This is a genomic window from Bradyrhizobium sp. HKCCYLRH2047, from assembly GCF_051168175.1.
In the GTDB taxonomy this organism is placed as follows: Bacteria; Pseudomonadota; Alphaproteobacteria; order Rhizobiales; family Xanthobacteraceae; genus Bradyrhizobium.
Genome location: NZ_JBNPUM010000009.1, coordinates 32096 through 49674 on the forward strand (window position 1 = coordinate 32096; position 17579 = coordinate 49674).

Here is a 17579-nt window from a genome sequence, read left to right on the forward strand (position 1 = left end):
ATGACGGACACGCTCGATCTCGATCACCTCCGGCAATGGATCGGCCGCAGCGCCGAGGCGACCGACCTCGTCACCCCGCAGCTCACCAAGGGCCTGCGCGCGACGCTTTTTCTGGACATCGGCGAACCGACGACCGGCGACATCGCGCCCTACACAGTGCACTGGTGTTTGGGCCAACCGGTGTTTCCGCACGATCAGCTCGGCCCCGACGGCCATCCGACGCGCGGCGGCTTCCTGCCGCCGGTGCCGCTGCCACGGCGGATGTGGGCCGGCGGCGAGGTGCAGTTCATCGATCCCCTGCGCGTCGGCGATGTCGCGACGCGTGTTTCGACGATCACCGACGTCACCCTGAAGAGCGGCTCGACCGGCCAGCTCTGCTTCGTGTCGGTGGAGCATGTCGTATCGACGCCGCGCGGTGTCGCGATCCGTGAGCGCCAGGACATTGTCTATCGCGACATGGGCGGCGCGCAGGCTGCGCCGGCAAAAGCGCCGCCGCCTCCGCCGGTCGCGCAGCACAGCGAGACGCGCGTGTCCGATGCGGTGCTGCTGTTTCGCTATTCCGCGCTGACCTTCAACGGCCACCGCATCCACTACGACCGCGACTACGTCACCAGGGTCGAAGGCTATCCGGGCCTGATCTTCCACGGCCCGCTGCAGGCGGCGCTGCTGGTCGAGTTCGCCGCCAAGCTGAAGGGCAAGCCGCCGGCCAGGTTCACCTACCGCGGCGTGCAGCCGTTGTTCGAAGGCAGCGAGTTCTCGGTCAACGCCAACGACAAAGATGGCGGCCTCGAGCTGTGGACGGCCAACGCCGAGCGGCAGCCGACCATGAAGGGCACCGCGACGTGGTGAGATAGGCTATCGTCATTGCGAGCGAAGCGAAGCAATCCAGGGCCGCACCCGGGACTCTGGATTGCTTCATCGCTTCGCTCCTCGCAATGACGGCAATTCGAGGAAACGCCTTTGGCAAGAACAACCAAAACAACAACCAAGCCCGTCACCGTCAAGCAGGCCACCTTCGCGCTGCTGCGCGCCTTCGGCATCAAGAAGGTATTCGGCAATCCCGGCTCGACCGAGCTGCCGTTCCTCAGCGACTGGCCCGACGACATCGACTACGTGCTCGGCCTGCAGGAGGCGAGCGTGGTCGGGATGGCCGACGGCTATGCGCAGGCGACGCGCAATGCCGGCTTCGTCAACCTGCATTCGGCCGCCGGCGTCGGCAACGCGCTCGGCAACATCTACACCGCGCATCGCAACCAGACGCCGCTCGTCATCACCGCCGGCCAGCAGGCGCGCTCGATTCTGCCGCTGCAGGCGTTCCTCTATGCCGAGCGTCCGTCGGAATTTCCCAGGCCCTACGTCAAATACAGCGTCGAGCCGGCGCGTCCGGAGGACGTGCCGGGCGCGATCGCGCGCGCCTATTACACCGCGATGCAGCCGCCCTGCGGCCCGACCTTCGTGTCGATCCCGATCGACGACTGGATGCATCCGGCGCAGCCGGTCGCGGCGCGCAAGGTCAGCCGCGAGCTCGGCCCCGATCGCGCCGCGATGGACGAGCTGGTGGGCGCGCTCGCCGCGGCGAAGAACCCGGCGCTCGTGGTCGGCCCCGGCATCGATCGCGCCGGCTGCGTCGATCTGGTGGTCGCGGTCGCCGAGAAGGCCAGGGCCGCAGTCTGGGTCAGCCCGTTCTCGGCACGCTGCGCGTTCCCCGAGCGCCATCCGCAGTTCCAGGGCTTCCTTCACGCCTCGCCCGGTCAATTGTCCGACGCCCTGAAGCCGCACGACCTCGTCGTCGTGATCGGCGCGCCGGTGTTCACCTTCCATGTCGAGGGCCACGCCGCGATTTTCGACGGCGCCACCACGCTGTATCAGATCACCGACGATGCCGAAGGCGCGGCCGTGCCGCCGATCGGCACCAGCATCATCGCGACGATGCGTCCGGCATTGTCGCTGCTGCTGGAGTTGCTGCCGGAGACTAGGCGCGCGGCGCCGAAGGGCCGCGTGCTGCCCGACGCGCCGAAGCCATCCGATCCGATCCCGGTCGACTATCTCCTGCATACGCTGGCGCAGGCGCTTCCGGCGGGCAGCGCCGTGGTCGAGGAGATTCCCTCGCACCGGCCGGTGATGCACAAGTACATGCCGATGCCGGGCGCGGATTCGTTCTACACGATGGCGAGCGGCGGGCTCGGCTACAGCCTGCCGGCGGCGGTCGGCATGGCGCTGGGCCGTAGCACCGGCCGCACGGTGTGCCTGATCGGCGACGGCTCGGCGATGTATTCGCTGCAGGCGCTGTGGACATCAGCGCAGCGCCGGCTGCCGCTGACGGTCGTGGTCATCAACAATTCCGGCTATGGCGCGATGCGCTCGTTCAGCCAGGTCATGCAGGTGCGCAACGTGCCCGGGCTCGAGCTGCCCGGCCTCGACTTCGTCAAGCTCGCCGAGGGCATGGGCTGCGACGCGGTGCGCGTGAGCCATGCCGCCGAGCTCGAAGGTGCGCTGGCGCGAGGCCTCTCCCATGCCGGCACGAGCCTCATCGAGGTGATGGTCGACGCCGCGGTGCCGCTGCTCTACGCCCAGAAGGGCTGAGCCCGCGTTCGTACAGCGGACGTTCTGTCAACTGCGCCGTATGCGACAATACGTCGCATCTTCAATGGCGGCAGCATGGCTCGCCGCGAAATGCTCATCGGCCCGCCGCAACCGTGCAACCGGCGGTGTCGAGCGCAACTGATTGTTTCGAAAGCTTTCTGCTCCCCCGCGCCATCTCGCCGCGGCCGGCTTGCCGCAAACATCGCGAAATCCTGCCGTCAGCTTGCAGGCAGACGCCTTGCTGCTTGCAAGGTCCGACCATTCTGCAAGCCAAAATCATTTTCAAAAGGTTCCATCATCCAATCCAGCGTACCAAGGGAGTTGAGCTGATGGCGGATAAGAAGAATCTTCAAACCGCGGCGTCGAGGACCGATCTCTATCGCCATGTCAGCGTGCTGGCCCTGATGTCCGCTCTGGCGGTGACGGCGCTGCCGCATCAGGCCCATGCGCAGGCGATGACCACCGCCCTTGCCACATCGGCCGCCACCAACGCCGCCGCGAAGGCGGCGCAGGATGCGGCGGCGAAAGCCGCGGCACAGGCGGCCGCCAAGGCTGCCCAGGATGCCGCTGCCAAGGCCGCGGCTGCTGCCGCCGCCAAGGCCGCGCAGCAGGCCGCCGCCAAGGCTGCGCAGCAGGCTGCTGCGAAGGCGGCGGCCGACGCGGCTGCGAAGGCTGCAGCCAACGCCGCTGCGAAGGCCGCGGCCAGCGCCGCCGCCAAGGCTGCCTCCAAGGCTGCCTCCACGGCTGCGACCGCCGCTGCGGCGACCGCGGCGAGCAGTGCCGCCAAGACTGCGGCTGCAACGACGACGGCCGCGGCCATGACGACCAGCACCACCGCCAAGCCGGTTGCTGCCACCACCACTTCGGCTGCGACGACCAGCACGGCCGCCAAGCCTGTCGCCGCCGCCAGCACCGCTGCCAAGCCCGCTGCTGCCGCCACCGCGGCAACGACGACGACCGGCACGGCCAAGACCGCCGCCGCGACCACCACGAGCACGACCACCACAGCCGCCAAGCCGGCCGCGGCGGCCACGACCACCGTCGCGCTCGCCAAGGCCACCGCGGCGCCGGCAGCCGCAGCGACCCCGGCCAAGGCGGCCGCCGCAGCGTCGAGCAGCAGCGATGCCGTCGCCAAGGCCAATGCCGCCGCAGCAGCCGCGGCGCAGACCGCGGCCGCCGCCGAGGCGCAGGTCGCTGCCGACCGCAAGGCGATCGACGTCGCCCGTCAGGCCGAGCAGAACGCGAAGGGCGCCGCGATCGAGGCGCAGGAACAGGCTGAAAAGAACCCGACAGCCGCCAACCAGGCCGCGGCGACCGCGAACGCCGCGAAGCTAAGCGCGGCCTCGGCCGCGCTGCAGGCCGCGTTCCAGAAGCTCGACAAGGACATCGACGTCTCCAACGAGGCCAAGGAAGCCGCCAACGCCGCCAAGGACACCGCGCGCGAGACGGCCGAGGCTGCCGGCAAGGCGGCCCAGCAGGCCGGCCAGGCGGCCGGCAACGCCAACAATGGCGGCAATGCCAACAATGGCGGAGCGGCGGCCGGCAACGGCGGCAACAACAACAATAACAACAACCAGCAGAACCAGGCGGCCCAGGAAGCCGCCGAGCAGGCTGCGCTGCAGGCGGCGTTGAAGACCGGCGAGCAGGCACGCGCGGTCGCCCAGCAGAAGACCCAGGCCGCGCAGGCGGCTGCGACCCAGAACCAGAAGACGGTCGAGGCTGCGCTGAACCAGAAGATCGGCACGATCGATGCGACGGTCGAAGCGGCCGAGCAGAAGGTGAACGCCGACCGGCAGGCCCTGGAGCAGGCGCGCCAGGCTGCGCAACAGGCCAAGCAGGACGCACAGGAGGCCGCCGAGGTCCTCGAGCGCGCCAACAATGCGGCCAACCAGGCCGCGCTGGCGGCCGCGCAGGCCAAGGCGCAGACCACCGCCAACGCCTTCAACCAGGCCAACGCGACGCTGAACGCCGACAACCAGGCCCTGACCCAGGCCCGCGAGACCGGCGAGCAGCAGGAGCAGGCGCTGCGGGCCACAGCTCAGCAGCAGATCCAGGCCGGCTACACCGCCGCCCAGCAGGCCACCCAGGCCGCCTGGGCCGAGGCGCAGCAGATCGGCAACGCCGCGCTGGCCGCGCTCGAACAGTAAGACCGCTCCGCGCCGCCGCTCGGGTTACGCCGGGCGGCGCGGACACCGATAACGATAACAAGACCATCACCAGCCGCATGCCGAACCGACCGGGGATGGCGCACGCGTCGGCGACCTGACCTCATCCCGCCGCGTGAGACTCCCCGGTCACCCCACCCGTCAGGCATGCATTGCCTCGAGGCCCCGTCCCCTGCGGGGCCTTTCTTTTTTTGCGCGAGACGGGCCAGCCCGCCCTCGACGGCCATGCAGACCGGGCGCATCGGCCACTAATCCGGTCGGACAGACGTCGCCGCGTCGGATGCGCGGGTTCGCGTTCGTGCCCTCGCTGTCGCGCGGCTCGCGCGGAACGACGGGCCGAGGTGCACGCGGCGACTGTCGTCCACCCGCCCTGTTGCCAGCTCAATATTGGAATCGCACGCCGACGACGCCGACCACCGCCATGAAGTTGTTCAGCGCGATATTGGAGCGGGTCCATTCGGTGCGGACCTCGCTCTTGAGCTGAACATTGCGGTTCATCTTGTAGGTGCCGCCCGCGGCAAGGAACATGCGCTGGTCGACGCGGCCGATGCCGACGAACTGATCCTGGCCGTAGCCGCCGCGCAGCGTTCCGATCAGCCACGGCTCGAACTGATGATCCATCTGCAGGATCACGTCGCGCGACAGGATGCCCGAGACGTTCATCGCCGGCGTCTCGGAGGCCTGCGAGCGCGCCACCAGCACGAAGGTGGTGGCGTCGGTCGCGGCCCAGGCGAGCGTCGCATCCGCGATCACGCCGTTGATGTTCGGCATCAGCGGCGAGTCCATGCGGCGCGTGAGATAGCCGACCGAGGCTTCGCCGGTCAGCGTTCCCACGTTGACGACGGCGCCGCCGCGCGCGGTGATGCCGCTGGAATCGCGGCGCTGGCCGTTGAAGTCGACCTGCAGATCGTGGTTGCGCCGATCGAAACTCATGTCGACAAACGGCGAGATGTTCGGCGTCAGCGCATAGGTGACGCGGACCTGCGCGCCCGGCTGGGTGTAGTTGCGGTCCTGCGTCCGCAGCGGCACGTTGGCGACGATCAGCGCGTCGTTGAACACGACGCGGTCGGCCGATCCCTTGAATGCGATCTCGGCGGGACCGATCTTCTGCAGCACGCCGGCGCTGCCGCCGAACGTCGTGGCGCGGGGCAGCTTGAGCGCACCCGGCAGCGCCAATGCATCGTTGACGAAACGCGCCTCGCCGGTGATCGCGGTGCCTTCGACGAAGTCGTAGCGTCCTTGCGCCCGCGCCTCGAAGGTCGGATGGCTGAGCGAGCGGACGTTGGTGTCCTCGGTGTAGGCGCCGCGGAAATCGGCGTTGAGCTGATGCCGCTCCCATTGCGAGCGGACCGCGACTTCCGTCGCCGCGATGGCGACCGGTGAGCCCTGCCCGCCGTTTCGCCGGGTCGGATTGGTGTCGTAGCCGGCCTGGATCTCGACGGCGGGCTTCACCAGGAACGACCCGACCATCACACCCGTCGGATCGTAGGGCTTCGCATCGGCGGTCACCGGTTGCGGTTTCACCGTGTTCAGATTGCGATCGGGAAGAACGTCGCGGTTGCGCAGCACGGCCGCGGGCTGGGCTGCTGCCACGGTCTCGTCCGGCTTGGCCGGCTGTGCCTCGGCGGCTGGCTTTGCTGCGATCTGCCGTGCGGCGGGTTGCGGCGCGGCGCGTTGAGCGTCTCCCGCCGGCTCGGCCGTGGCGACGCGCGCGCCACGGGCGGGCTGAAACGCGGCGAATCCGAAGCTGCCGACCGCCGCGTCGCGCTTGCCCGGCGCGGCCAGCGACGGCGCACCGGCCTCGCGCACCGGACGCAGCAATGCGCTGACGCCACGCGGGTCCTGGCGCATCATCAGCGTCCGGCTGTCGTTGGTGATCCGCGGAACGTTGTAGTAGATGCTGCGCGCCGTCACGTGACGGAAGAACAGCCGGTCGGCGCGTCCCGGAACGACGTCCGTCGGCTTGGCCTTGATGGTCTGCTGCGCGGACGCGCCGTCCACCACCATCACGGTCAACAGCAGCACCTCGACGAGCGCGAGCGTGACCCCGCGGTGGGATCGCGTCACCATGAGCCGCTTGGTCCGCACCGCGAACGCGCCGGTCTTGTGTGGTGAATGAGCCTGCAAAGCAATGCCGGGGTATGCCAATATCACGCGACGACGTCAGGTCAGGGCGCCGTCGCAATGAATACGCAGCGCATGCACGCGACGAGCTCCCCTTGCCTGGCAGATAGCCGGAAAACGTCGGCGGAAGTTTTGCCGAGCCGGGATGATTTCAGGCGAGATTGAGAGCTGTTCGCAATGAGTCGCCGCGAAGCCGCGCAGCGGTGTCTTGGCGTTCGCAGACCAAACTAATTAGTTGAAACGAAGACGATCGCTGCGCGGAAGCCGGCGAAATTCGGACCTCGGCATGATCCTCTTTCGACGACAATCAAGGGTCCGAGACGGCTGCGGCGATCGCGGGCGCTGCGTCGTCGGCGACGGCCGACGCCTCTCGGATTCAGGACGCGAGGAAGCCGCCATCGGCCGCCAGGACGTGGCCCACGACATAGGACGACGCGTCCGACAATAGCCACAGCACGGCCTCGGCGATGTCCTCGGGCTGCCCCATCCGCCGCAGCGGCAGGCCGGCGGCGACGGTCGCGATGTCGCCGACACCGGCGCGCAGCATCATGTCGGTGACGACGCGTCCGGGCGCGATCGCGTTGATCCGGACGCCGCGCGGCGCCGCCTCCATCGCGGCCGATCGCGTCAGCGAAATCACGGCGGCCTTCGACGCCGAATAGAGCGCAAGCCCCGCATTCGGATTGCGCACGCCGCTCACGGAGGCGTTGATCACGATGCGGCCGCGGCCCTGCGCATACATGACCGGCAACTGCGCGCGCAGGCACAGGAACACCGAGCGCACATTGGCGTCGAACACGTCCGCATAGACGCCGTCGCCCTGCTGCTCGATCGGCGCCCGGCGCTCCTGGAATCCGGCATTGTTGAACGCCGCATCCAGCCGGCCATAGCGATCCAGCACGGCCTGCACGAGGTTCGCGACGTCGTCCTCGCGCGTGACGTCGGCCTTCACCGCGAGCGCCTCGGCCCCGAGCGCCCGGCATCGTGCCGCCGTATCGGCCAGCTCGGCCTCGCGCCGTCCGGCGACGACGACTGCCTCTGCGCCGCCGGCGGCGAGCTTCAAGGCGGCGGCCCGGCCGATGCCGGAGCCGCCCCCGGTGACGAGGCAGACCTGCCCCTGCATCCGCGACGCCGCGGGCGCGCTTGCCCCGGCCGTGAGCTGCGTATCACTCATCTCCGACCCTCCGCTGTACGGCGTCGTCGATGCCACGTTGCATCGGCAATTTGTTGTATGATACAACTATATGGCAGGAGTCAAGATGCCCGACCCGGATCTCACGCTCGTCGACGACATCCGCGCCGCCGCGCGCCTGATGGTGCGCGAGCTCGGCTTCATGGAAGCGACGCTGGCCGCCACCGACCTTCCGCCGTCGGCGGTTCACACCATCCTGGAGATCGGCCTGCGCGGCCCGCTGACGGCGATGCAGCTCGGCACGATCCTGCATCTGGAGAAATCCAGCATCAGCCGCATGGTCCGCAAGCTGATCGACAGCGGCGAGTTGCAGGAGACGATCGATGCCGGCGACGCCCGCATCAAGCCGCTCTGCCTCACAACCAAGGGACGGAAAACGCTGGCGGCGCTGCACGCCTTCGGCCGCCAGCAGGTTCGCGGCGCCCTGTCGTCGCTGTCGAAGGCCGAGCAGCGCACGGTGCGCGAGGGCCTGTTGCTGTACGCCCGCGCGCTCGAAGCTTGGCGCGCGGCAGAGCAGGACATGCAGCCGTCGGAGCCATGAGCGCGCCCGACGGGCAGATTGCGCATGCGCGTCATGACGAAACTGCCCGTCGTGTTGAAATGCCGCAGCACGTGGCCTTGCACCGTCGGGCAAATCAGGACGATGTTTCCGCGCATCCCGCCTCACACGAAGGGGCGTTGCGCGCGATCGTCACGACACGCGAGGCGGGGAGCGATGGCCGCGAGATGTCGCAGCGTGCTTGCGCGCGGACGAACGGCAACTTGCGGACGTGAAGTCGCAGGGTCCTGATACCCCGACGCTGGTATCACCCGCGCAATGCGCAAGCATCGTCGCGGCATGGTGGCCAACAAGCCCGGCGCACCAGGGAGACTGCGTATAAGCGTTAAAGACCGTCGCGCAGGGAATGCCGGAGTGTTCGGCTTTGCCTGTGGTACCTGCCGCCTGCATTTTTTCTGCAGGCGGGCCATGGGTGAGGCCCTCACCCGGCATTCCCTGCGCCCTTCGTCTGTTCGGAGGGAGCCAAATGACCGTACAACTCGGACGCCCAAGGTCGCGAGAACGCGAGGTCATGTCATGAGCCGTGCGGATATGGACGCAGGACCTGCCACGCCGTCATTGCGAGCGAAGCGAAGCAATCCAGGGCAGCGCTCGCGACTCTGGATTGCTTCGCTTCGCTCGCAATGACGGAAACGACCAATGTCCGATGTGTCGCGAAGGGTCCACTGTCAGATTGTCCGACAACTCAAATCATCCGACGACAATGGCTGCAATCCTACTTGCCGAACTCGTCCCGCATCTTCGCCTGGATCTTCGCCATGCCGCCGAGCCAGCGGTCGTAGTTCTCGGTCTTCTTGCGCATGTAGCCAAGGACCTGCGGATGCGGCAGGATCAGGAAGCTCTCCTCGGCAAGGCCCTTCAGCACGTCTTGCGCGACCTGCTCCGGGCTCAGATCGCCGTCGCCGGATTGCGGGCCCTTCGGGATCGATCGCAGCATGTCCGTGTCGACGCCCTGCGGACAGAGGATCGAGACCTTGATGTTGTCGGCCTTGTGCGAGATCGCGAGATTCTCGGCAAATCCCACCGCGGCATGCTTGGTGGTGGAGTAAGGCGCGCTGCCGACCTGCGACAGCAGGCCGGCCGCCGAGATCGTGTTGAGGAAATAGCCGCCGCCGCGCGCCTTGTAGCGCGGGATCAGATGCCGCGCCGCGTAGACATGCGCCATCACGTGAATGGCCCAGCTCCGCGCCCACGGCTCGTCGGAGGTGCCGCCGACATTGACCGACAACGGGTCGAAGCCGCCGCCGATGCCGGCATTGGAACAGAACAGCGCAATCGGCCCGAACTGCCGCTCGGTTTCCTCGATCACGTGCCGGATGTCGGCTTCCTGGGAGACGTCGCATCTGAAGGCGGCGCCGCCGATGCCATCAGCGACGGCCTTGGCGCCGGCTTCGTCGAGATCGGCCACGATCACCTTGGCCGCCCCAGCAGCCGCGAACGCCTCGCACAGCGCCTTGCCGATGCCGCGGGCTCCGCCGGTGACCACAACAATCTTGCCGGTCACCTGCATGCAAAGCCCTCCTCGTGGAATTTTCTAGGTCAAGACCAGGTCGAGCACCGCGGTATAATGAAAGCCGGCGCCCAGCAACACGAAACCATGCCAGATCGCGTTCTGGAAGCGCAAGCGCCGCCACGAGTGGAAGATGACGCCGAGGCTGTAGAGGATGCCGCCGGTGAGCACGCAGGCCAGGACCGAGGCCGGCATCACCGAGATCACCCGGTCGTACATCATGACGCCGCTCCAGCCGAGCGCGAGATACAGCCCGATCGACAGCGCGTCGAAGCGGCCCGGCCAGCGCAGCTTCAGAACGATGCCGAAGATGGCGACGCCCCAGACCCCGAGCAGCAGCGCGGCCGAGAACACCGTGTCCTTCAGGGCGGCGATGAACGGCGTATAGGTGGCCGCGATGAGCACGTAGATGGCGGAGTGGTCGAAGCGGCGCAGCACCCATTTGGTCGGCGACACCGGCCACAGATTATAGGTTGCCGACAGCGTCAGCATCGAGAGCAGTCCCGCGACATAGATCGACACCACCACGATGTCGACGGCGCTGGCATAGATCGAGGTCAGCACGACGAGCACGGTTGCGGCGACCAGCCCGGCGGCGATGCCGACGACGTGGACGACGCCGTCCGCGATCATCTCGACCTTGTCGTAGTTCCAGCGCATCGCGCCGGTGGCGGCATGGACGGAGGTCGAGGCGAACTGCTTCAGTTGAAATACGGTCATGTCAGAGCCTGGTGCCGGTTTTCCGGGACAATTGTGCCGGAAGGATTATGGTTTCCAGTGGTCAACGTTCCGTTCAAAGTCTGGTTCTATCCGGAAACGGGCCGGAATTGTGAGCTTGAATCCGGTGTTTTGCATCGCCACCTGTCAACAATCGCTCACGCCCTTTTCAACTGGCGAATTCCCCTCCTCCCATGGTGACCTTTTCCGAACTCGTCGAGGAAGCGCGGCTCTCGGCCCGTGCCCTGCTCGATTATGGCGAGAGCTTCCTCAACCCGACCGTCCGCCTTGGCGTCACCGGGCTGTCGCGGGCCGGTAAGACCGTGTTCATCACGGCGCTGATCCACGACCTCGTTCGCGGCGGGCGCATGCCGGTGTTCGAGGCCTTGGCCTCGGGCCGCATCGCCCGCGCCTATCTGACGCCGCAACCCGACGACGGCGTGCCGCGCTTTGCCTATGAGAGCCACGTGCGGGCGCTGGTCACCGAGCGACGCTGGCCGAGCTCGACCGTCGACATCAGCGAGCTCAGGCTGGTGATCGAATTCCAGCGCGCCAACGGCGCCGAGCGGACGCTCACGCTCGACATCGTCGACTATCCCGGCGAATGGCTGCTCGACCTGCCGCTGCTGAACAAGAGCTATGAGCAATGGGCGCGGGAAAGCCTCGCGCTGTCGCGCAGCGAGCCGCGCGCGCATGTCGCCAGGGACTGGCACGCGCATCTGGCGACGCTCGCCCCCGAGGGCCGCGAGGACGAGTCGGCGACGCTCGAGGCCGCGCGGCTGTTCACCGATTACTTGCGCGCCTGCCGCGACGAGCGCTTCGCCATGAGCCTGCTGCCGCCCGGACGCTTCCTGATGCCGGGCAATCTCGCGGGCTCGCCGGCGCTGACCTTTGCGCCGCTCGACGTGCCGGCCGACGGCCAGGCACCGAGCGGCTCGCTGTGGGCGATGATGGCGCGCCGCTACGAGTCCTACAAGGACATCGTTGTCAGGCCATTTTTCCGCGACCATTTCGCCAGGCTCGACCGCCAGATCGTGCTGGTCGACGCGCTGGCCGCGTTCAATGCCGGACCGGAGGCGCTGCACGATCTCGAGGCGGCGCTGACCGGCATTCTCGATTGCTTCCGCGTCGGACGCGGCAATCTGCTGACCGCACTGTTCCGGCCGCATATCGACCGCATCCTGTTCGCGGCGACCAAGGCCGACCATCTGCATCACACCAGCCACGACCGGCTCGAAGCCGTGCTGCGGCGCGCCGTCAACCGCGCGGTGGCCCGGGCCGAGAGCACGGGCGCTGCGATCGATGTGGTGGCGCTGGCCGCCGTCAGGGCGACGCGCGAGGCGCTGGTCGCCCGCGGCCGCGACAAGCTGCCGTCGCTGCTCGGCACGCCGGCCGCCGGCGAAAGCGCCAATGGCGAGATCTTCGACGGCGACACCGAGGTGGCGACGTTTCCGGGCGAGCTGCCGGCCGATCCGGAGGAGCTGTTCAAGGGCGGCGCCTACCGCGGCCTGTCGAGCGCTGCTGCCGACGGCACCGACTTCCGCTTTCTGCGCTTCCGCCCGCCTTTGCTGGCCCCCGATGCTGGCGGCGAGCCCGCTTTGCCCCATATCCGCATGGACCGCGCCCTTCAGTTCCTGATCGGAGACCGGCTGCAATGAGCGAACGCGCCAAGCCTCGTCGTCCCCAGACCTTCCGGCTCGATGATCCCGACGTCGTCGTGGTCGATGCCGAGGACACCGCCCGGCCGGGCCGGGGCACCATCCAGATCACGCCTGAGGCCGACCCGGCGCAATTGCCGGTGCCGGTCGAGACCGTGCTGCCGGCACGGCGCGGCTTTCGCTGGGGCGCCGTTTTCTGGGGCTCGGTCACCGGCCTCGTCCTGCTCGGCCTCGGCCTTGGCGTCACCCGGCTGATCGAGGATCTGTTCGCGCGCAGCGAGGCGCTCGGCTATGTCGGCGCGGGATTCGCGGCCGCAGCCGCGATCGCATTGGCGGTCGTCATTGCCCGAGAGACCTACGGCCTGGTGCGTCTCGCCACCATCGAGAAGCTGCATCAGCGCGCGGCCGCCGTGCTGCTGTCCGACGATCGCGCCGAGAGCCGGGAGGTGGTCGCCGAGCTGCTGCGGATCGCACATGCCAATCCCCGGCTGGCGCGTCCGCGTGCCGCGCTCGCCGGCCACGCCGACGACATCATCGATGGCGGCGACATGATCAAGCTTGCCGAGCGCGAGCTGATGGCGCCGCTCGACATCGAGGCGCGACGCCTGGTGTCGGTCGCGGCGCAACGGGTTTCCGTAGTCACGGCTGTCAGCCCGCGCGCGCTGATCGACGTGCTGTTCGTCTTTGTGGCAAGCTTGCGGATGATCCGGCAGCTCGCGCGGCTCTATGGCGGCCGTCCCGGCGCGCTCGGCATGATCAGCCTGTTGCGCCATGTCGTCGCCCACCTCGCCATCACCGGCGGCATGGCCGCGAGCGACAGCCTGATCCAGCAGGTGCTGGGCCATGGCATCGCGGCAAAGCTGTCGCAGCGGCTCGGCGAGGGCGTGCTCAACGGACTGCTCACGGCGCGGCTCGGCCTCGCGGCCATCGACGTGACGCGCCCGATGCCGTTTGCCGCGCTGCCGCGACCGGCGCTGGCGGATCTCGCCAAGGATCTCCTGCGCAAGCAGGAGGAGCAGGGATGAGGCTCAGGCCGGCGGCGCGGAATCGAACTCACCGGCGAGCCAGCGCCATTGGTACAATGGCGAGTCCGGCGGCGGCGCCAGTTCGGGCGTCCAGCCCGTCAGACTGCCGAACGCGTAGGTGTCCATGACGCGGCCGCGCCAGCTCCGCTCGACGCGTCCGAGCGGCTCGCGGTGCGCGGTCGTGTCCGCCAGCAGCGGGCCGGCATTGTCCGGCTCGCGCACGACGTAGAGGCCGGCATGTCCCGCGATCCGGTTCATGCCGGGATCACGAAAGCCGATGAAGCGGGCACGCTCGTTGATCTGGATCACCGGCACGCGGCCGCGAAAGAACCACCGCATCATCGCGTAGGTGCGATAGTCGGAGGTCGCGATCCAGGTGGCACCGCTGCTTTTGAGCTCCTGCTCGGCGCGCGCCGCCACCTGCTGATAGCCCGCCTCGGCGCCGATCGGATCGGCCCGCCCGAGGAAATTCCAGGGCGCGGCGACGTAGTAGAGGAAGATCAGGACCACCATGGCGATGCCGCTGACGACGGCGATGCGCGCCCAGCGCACGGTGGATCGGACGAACCAGGCGGGCGCGCCGTCCTGCGGCAGCTTGACGATGTTGATCGCGACCGCCGCAAACCCGATCGGCCACATGAACATCGGCCAGGTGTCGCCGATCCGCAAGGTGAACGACTTCCAGAGGAAGTAGAGGAACGGCACCAGCACCGCCGTCGACAGCAGGATCGCGACCGGCTCACGCGTGCGATAGCCGCGCCAGGCCGTGAAACTCAGCGCCGACAGCGTGACCGGCAGCAGCACGAAGCCGACCTGTCCGAACTGCAATCCGATGTAATCGCCGAGCGTCCGCAACGACAACTCATGCGGCGCGGTGGCGCGAACGAACTGGAAGCGGAACGAGGCCCAGTCGTGCTGTACGTTCCAGATCAGCACCGGCGAGAACACGGCCAGCGCGATCAATGCTCCGCACCATGGATAGGGACTGAACAGCCAGCGGCTGCGCCAGGCCGGAACGAGCAGGAATGCCGCCACGGCGGGCAGCAGCATGACGACGGTGAATTTGGACAGCAGCGCCAGCCCGCCGAACAGTCCGGCAGCGAGCCACCAGCGGCCGTCGTCGCTCTCGGCGAGCCGCACCAGCGCCCAGATCATCGCGAGCGCAAACGGGATCGCCGCGACGTCCGGCGCCACCTTGGCCATCAGCAGGCCATAATAGAGCGCGGCCTCTGGCAGCAGCACCACGATGATCACCGCCCGCATGTTGTGAGTGGCGCGGCGAACGATGTCGGCGAGCAGGAGCTGCGTCGCGCCCATCGCGAGGATGCCGGCAAAGCGGACGCCGAGATTGGTATCGCCGAACAGGGAAGTGCCCAGCCGGATGAACCAGGCGATCATGGGCGGATGATCGAGGAAGCAGAGCTGCAGCTCCTTCGACCAGGTCCAGTAATAGGCCTCGTCGGTACGCAGATCGAGCGCAGCGGCGTAGACGAGACGGATGATCGTCATGCTCGTGATCACGGCCGCAGCCATCAGCCACGCAGCGCGCGTGGAGCGAAACTTTGGGCTGTCGATGCCTGGGGGAATGGCCGTCACGCGGTGCTTTTCCCCGACTCCGCCGGGCGAGTCAACGTTCGCGCGCGCAGCTCGCGCCGCCGGATGACCACCGCCATCAGCCCTCTAGGACAACAGGGAATAAATCTCTAGCATTGCGGCTCCAGATCATACGGACCACATGACCATTTCGATTTCCCATCGTTTACAGTCCGCCCGGCGCGGCATCGGTGTGCGGCAGGTACGGCTGATCTGCGGCTTCATCCTCTTCAGCTACCTGCTCAGCCATTTTCTCAACCATGCGCTCGGCAACATCTCGCTGCAGGCCCTCGCCGAGGGCGTGTCCTATCATGTGGCGTTCTGGCAGTTTCCTCCGATCGCCGTGCTGTTCTATGCGGCCGCTCTCACCCATGGCGGGCTCGGCGTGTGGGCGCTTTATCAGCGCCGGCAATTCAGCCGCAGCACGATGGAGCCTCTGCAGCTGCTGCTCGGCCTCAGCATCCCCGCGTTGATCTTCAGCCACATCGCCGGCGTCCGCATCGGGCAGGCCCTGTACGGACAAGAGAAGCTGTACCCGCAGGTTCTGTACTCCTATTGGACCGGCCCGTCCTGGCGGATCTGGCTGATGTCGGCCGCGCTGCTGACGTCATGGGCGCATGGCTGCATCGGGCTGCACTTCTGGCTGCGGCTCAAGCCGTTCTACAAGCGCGCGGCGCCGTGGCTGCTCGCCTGCGCCGTGCTGATCCCGGCGCTGGCGCTGCTCGGCTTCTACCGTGGAGGCCGAGACGTCATCGCGGCAAGCGCAGCGCCGCAGTGGCGGGTCGAGAATCTGTCGCGGCAGATGGGCACGCCCCTGGAGCAGGCAGTACTCGAGACCATCATGAACGGCTTCCTGATCGGCTATGGCGGCCTGATCGGCTTGGCGCTCGCCGCGCGCGGCGTGCGAGCGGTGCATGAGCGACGTGGCGGCATGGTCACGCTATCCTACAACAATGGCCGCTCCATCCGGGTGCCAAAGGGTTTGTCGGTGCTCGAGGCCAGTCTGCGCAACAACGTACCGCATGCCAGCATGTGCGGCGGCCGCGCGCGCTGCTCGACCTGCCGCATCAGGGTGATCGGAGATCCCGGCGCGCTGCCGCCACCCTCGCCTCGCGAGGCCTTCGTGCTCGCGCAGATCGGCGCGGCCGACCCGTCGGTCAGGCTGGCCTGCCAGTTGCGCCCCACCGGCGATCTTTCATTCTTTCAGCTGTTCATGCCGAACCCGACACCCGGCGAGCGCACTAGCTCGCGCGCCGGAATCGGGCAGGAGCGCTACCTCGTCAGCCTGTTCGTCGACATGCGCGGATCGACCGGCCTCGCTGAGAAACGGCTGCCGTTCGACGTCGTGTTCATCGTCAACCGCTTCCTCAGCGCCGTCTCCCAGGCCGTGCTGGCGAATGGCGGGCAGCCCAATCAGTTCGTCGGCGACGGTATGCTCGCGCTGTTCGGACTAGCCACCGATTCACATGTCGCGTGCGGCCAGGCGATCCAGGCGGCGCGCGACATCGCGGCCAACATCGCCGAGCTGAACGCGTTCCTCAGCCATGATCTGCATGACCCGATCCGCTTCGGCATCGGCATTCACGGCGGCGAGGTGATCGTGGGCGAGATCGGCTATCGCGACCACATGGTGTTCACCGCGCTGGGCGACGCCGTCAACGTCGCATCACGACTGCAGGACATGACGAAGACCCTCGGCTGCCAGGTCATCATCTCGGACGAGGTCTACGCGCGGGCGCGACTTGCCGCCGACGTGCTGCCGCAGCGCGAGGTCGAGATTCGCGGCCGCGCTGAGCCGATGCGCGTCAGGACGGCCATGGATGCCGCCGAACTCGCGATGCTCTCGGACGAAGGGACGGCTGCATGACGAGTTGCGTTGAACCTGTTTGCAGCCTGCGCTGTCATACCGAGAACGGTTGCAGCGGGTCCGCGGCGACGGGCGGAACGGTGGCGTTGCGGTCAAAAGCCGCAAAGCCGCCACGATATCGATCATTTCGGGCCAAAACCGCCCGCTGTTTGCGCTATCACGCCTGTCACAACCGCAGTATTCTCGAATTCCGGGCCTGACGGTTTGCGGGGACCGCCGGTTCGAATTGGATTGATCCCGCGGAGGCGACGTATGGCTAAAGGTACGGTCAAGTGGTTCAACCCGACCAAGGGCTATGGCTTCATCCAGCCTGCGGCCGGGGGCAAGGACATTTTCGTTCACATCTCCGCCGTGCAGAAGGCCGGGCTGGCGACCCTCAACGAGGGCCAGACCATCGAGTACGACGAGATTGCCAACCGCGGCAGGAGTTCGGCCGAGAACCTGAAAGTGTAGCGGATCAATTGGCGCGCCATTCCGCCTCGCGGCTTTTCGGCGCGATCGTTCCCCTCACCAAGCCAGTATGATTGTCGACACGTCGAAATAGACAGGAGCGGTGCCCGCTCCTGATCACATCTTTACGCTTGTT

General features: G+C 67.6%; 13 protein-coding genes. 8 read left to right on the forward strand and 5 right to left on the reverse strand.

Going from position 1 to position 17579, the window contains the following annotated elements; translation table 11 throughout:
* The 3 genes from ACQR1D_RS21530 (at position 1) to ACQR1D_RS21540 (ending at position 4730) form a co-directional block, all read left to right on the forward strand.
* The gene (locus ACQR1D_RS21530) at positions 1 to 849 is read left to right on the forward strand and encodes an FAS1-like dehydratase domain-containing protein (RefSeq protein WP_316177430.1); all 849 of its coding nucleotides are present in this window, start codon (positions 1 to 3) and stop codon (positions 847 to 849) included.
* Positions 850 to 960: 111 nt separating this feature from the next.
* Positions 961 to 2583, forward strand: coding sequence for a benzoylformate decarboxylase (gene mdlC / locus ACQR1D_RS21535; protein WP_316177428.1), 1623 nt, complete (start codon positions 961 to 963; stop codon positions 2581 to 2583).
* A 329-nt stretch (positions 2584 to 2912) separates the two neighbouring features.
* Positions 2913 to 4730 carry a hypothetical protein gene (locus ACQR1D_RS21540; protein ID WP_434894083.1) on the forward strand — a complete coding sequence of 606 codons (1818 nt, stop codon included), beginning with the start codon at positions 2913 to 2915 and terminating at the stop codon, positions 4728 to 4730.
* A 399-nt stretch (positions 4731 to 5129) separates the two neighbouring features.
* Here the strand turns inward: ACQR1D_RS21540 and ACQR1D_RS21545 are convergent, their stop codons facing one another.
* Complete coding sequence (locus ACQR1D_RS21545) at positions 5130 to 6818, reverse strand: outer membrane beta-barrel protein (RefSeq protein WP_316177425.1); 1689 nt, start codon at positions 6816 to 6818, stop codon at positions 5130 to 5132.
* 430 nt (positions 6819 to 7248) lie between these two features.
* A complete protein-coding gene (locus ACQR1D_RS21550) occupies positions 7249 to 8046 on the reverse strand; it encodes an SDR family NAD(P)-dependent oxidoreductase (protein ID WP_315803184.1) in 798 nt (265 codons plus the stop codon).
* Positions 8047 to 8131: 85 nt separating this feature from the next.
* Between ACQR1D_RS21550 and ACQR1D_RS21555 the strand changes: the two genes are divergently transcribed.
* On the forward strand, positions 8132 to 8605 hold the full coding sequence (locus tag ACQR1D_RS21555; protein ID WP_315803183.1) for a MarR family winged helix-turn-helix transcriptional regulator: 474 nt from the start codon (positions 8132 to 8134) through the stop codon (positions 8603 to 8605).
* 733 nt (positions 8606 to 9338) lie between these two features.
* Here the strand turns inward: ACQR1D_RS21555 and ACQR1D_RS21560 are convergent.
* Complete coding sequence (locus tag ACQR1D_RS21560) at positions 9339 to 10133, reverse strand: SDR family oxidoreductase (RefSeq protein WP_316177422.1); 795 nt, start codon at positions 10131 to 10133, stop codon at positions 9339 to 9341.
* Between the two features lie 24 nt (positions 10134 to 10157).
* Positions 10158 to 10853, reverse strand: coding sequence for a PAQR family membrane homeostasis protein TrhA (gene trhA / locus ACQR1D_RS21565; RefSeq protein WP_315759485.1), 696 nt, complete (start codon positions 10851 to 10853; stop codon positions 10158 to 10160).
* Positions 10854 to 11044: 191 nt separating this feature from the next.
* Here trhA and ACQR1D_RS21570 point away from each other — a divergent pair, with 191 nt between their 5' ends.
* Positions 11045 to 12508 carry a YcjX family protein gene (locus ACQR1D_RS21570; RefSeq protein ID WP_315803180.1) on the forward strand — a complete coding sequence of 488 codons (1464 nt, stop codon included), beginning with the start codon at positions 11045 to 11047 and terminating at the stop codon, positions 12506 to 12508.
* On the forward strand, positions 12505 to 13533 hold the full coding sequence (locus ACQR1D_RS21575) for a YcjF family protein (protein ID WP_434838649.1): 1029 nt from the start codon (positions 12505 to 12507) through the stop codon (positions 13531 to 13533). The genes ACQR1D_RS21570 and ACQR1D_RS21575 overlap by 4 nt, the downstream gene beginning before the upstream one ends.
* A gap of 3 nt (positions 13534 to 13536) precedes the next feature.
* Here ACQR1D_RS21575 and ACQR1D_RS21580 read toward each other — a convergent pair whose 3' ends face one another.
* Entirely contained in the window at positions 13537 to 15042 is a 1506-nt protein-coding gene (locus tag ACQR1D_RS21580; RefSeq protein ID WP_434838648.1) for a glycosyltransferase family 39 protein, read from the reverse strand.
* 226 nt (positions 15043 to 15268) lie between these two features.
* Between ACQR1D_RS21580 and ACQR1D_RS21585 the strand changes: the two genes are divergently transcribed.
* Both ACQR1D_RS21585 and ACQR1D_RS21590 read left to right on the forward strand, forming a co-directional pair.
* The gene (locus ACQR1D_RS21585; RefSeq protein WP_315803177.1) at positions 15269 to 16993 is read left to right on the forward strand and encodes an adenylate/guanylate cyclase domain-containing protein; all 1725 of its coding nucleotides are present in this window, start codon (positions 15269 to 15271) and stop codon (positions 16991 to 16993) included.
* A 252-nt stretch (positions 16994 to 17245) separates the two neighbouring features.
* Positions 17246 to 17446 (forward strand): cold-shock protein, encoded by a 201-nt coding sequence (locus ACQR1D_RS21590; RefSeq protein ID WP_315713975.1) that lies wholly within the window; start codon positions 17246 to 17248, stop codon positions 17444 to 17446.
* Positions 17447 to 17579: the final 133 nt, after the last annotated feature.

Bases quoted from the DNA above. Each gene is read 5' to 3' on its own strand.
- ACQR1D_RS21570 (WP_315803180.1), top strand. From the start codon at position 11,045: ATGGTGACCTTTTCCGAACTCGTCGAGGAAGCGCGGCTCTCGGCCCGT.
- ACQR1D_RS21540 (WP_434894083.1), top strand. From the start codon at position 2,913: ATGGCGGATAAGAAGAATCTTCAAACCGCGGCGTCGAGGACCGATCTC.
- ACQR1D_RS21585 (WP_315803177.1), top strand. From the start codon at position 15,269: ATGACCATTTCGATTTCCCATCGTTTACAGTCCGCCCGGCGCGGCATC.
- trhA (WP_315759485.1), bottom strand. From the start codon at position 10,853: ATGACCGTATTTCAACTGAAGCAGTTCGCCTCGACCTCCGTCCATGCC.
- ACQR1D_RS21590 (WP_315713975.1), top strand. From the start codon at position 17,246: ATGGCTAAAGGTACGGTCAAGTGGTTCAACCCGACCAAGGGCTATGGC.
- ACQR1D_RS21580 (WP_434838648.1), bottom strand. From the start codon at position 15,042: ATGACGATCATCCGTCTCGTCTACGCCGCTGCGCTCGATCTGCGTACC.
- ACQR1D_RS21575 (WP_434838649.1), top strand. From the start codon at position 12,505: ATGAGCGAACGCGCCAAGCCTCGTCGTCCCCAGACCTTCCGGCTCGAT.
- ACQR1D_RS21530 (WP_316177430.1), top strand. From the start codon at position 1: ATGACGGACACGCTCGATCTCGATCACCTCCGGCAATGGATCGGCCGC.
- ACQR1D_RS21550 (WP_315803184.1), bottom strand. From the start codon at position 8,046: ATGAGTGATACGCAGCTCACGGCCGGGGCAAGCGCGCCCGCGGCGTCG.
- ACQR1D_RS21555 (WP_315803183.1), top strand. From the start codon at position 8,132: ATGCCCGACCCGGATCTCACGCTCGTCGACGACATCCGCGCCGCCGCG.
- ACQR1D_RS21560 (WP_316177422.1), bottom strand. From the start codon at position 10,133: ATGCAGGTGACCGGCAAGATTGTTGTGGTCACCGGCGGAGCCCGCGGC.
- ACQR1D_RS21545 (WP_316177425.1), bottom strand. From the start codon at position 6,818: ATGGTGACGCGATCCCACCGCGGGGTCACGCTCGCGCTCGTCGAGGTG.